Origin of the sequence: Leucobacter sp. M11 (genome assembly GCF_035726885.1) — a bacterium.
Taxonomy (GTDB): domain Bacteria; phylum Actinomycetota; class Actinomycetes; order Actinomycetales; family Microbacteriaceae; genus JAPFRB01.
This window is the reverse complement of the sequence record NZ_JAPFRB010000001.1, coordinates 132,935-133,751: the sequence shown is the minus strand read 5'-3', so window position 1 is coordinate 133,751 and position 817 is coordinate 132,935. Positions and strand designations below refer to the sequence as shown.

The 817-nt window shown below is 74.9% G+C and carries 1 protein-coding gene; it reads left to right on the top strand.

Annotation, left to right across the window (positions count from 1 at the left end):
- Window positions 1-155: 155 nt before the first annotated feature.
- Window positions 156-817, top strand: a 662-nt coding sequence (locus OOT08_RS00670) for a hypothetical protein (RefSeq protein ID WP_325090667.1), incomplete at its 3' end; no start/stop codon positions are given.

Here is an 817-nt window from a genome sequence, read left to right as displayed (position 1 = left end):
GCAGACCTGCTGGACTTCGCCCTCACCGGGGGCGGGGCGCGCACCCACGAGGAACACCTGGCCCTGTTTGCCGCCGCCGGGCTGGGCACCCCGCACCGGAGCACGATTGGCTGGGGGCGCACGCTCTACGCGCTCCCCGTGTCCGAGTGACTCCCGTGCGCGAGGGGGAACGGGCGGGCCTGTTCGAGGCCCCGGCTTCCGCTCCCGGGCGACGCCTGCGCATCGACCCCGCCTGGTCCCCGGCCCGGCTGAGCGGCGCGATCATCGGCGGGGTGTGGCCGTGGGCGCTGGCCGGCGGGCTGCTGCTGATCGTGTACAACGCCGCCAGCATGGTGCTCCCCGCCGTCATCGGCCGGCTGGTCGACGAGGTCGTCACCCCCGCCGCGGCCGGGGCCGCCCCGGGCACGCTGGCGGGCGAACTGAGCCTGTGGGCGGCGGCGCTGCTGGGCCTCTACCTCATCATGAACCTCGGCTACCGCTTCGGGGGTCGCCTCGGCTGGTACGGGGTACAGCGCTCGCAGTTCGAGCTGACCCAGGCAATCCTCGGCCGGATCCTCGACCCGCGGGGCATCGCGGGGCCGACCCGAGCCCCGGGCGGCCTCCTGGCCGTCGCGACCGGGGACGTGTACCGGGCCTGCCTCGTGATCTACGTCTCCGTCTATCCGCCGGGGGAGATCGCGGGCCTCCTGGTGGCCGCCGGTGTCCTCTTCGGGGTGCACCCGGGCCTCGGCCTCGGGGTCGTGATCGCCCTCCCGGCGGTGCTCATCATCATGCACCTGCTGGCCCGCCCCCTGCGTCGACGCAGCGCGGCAGAGCA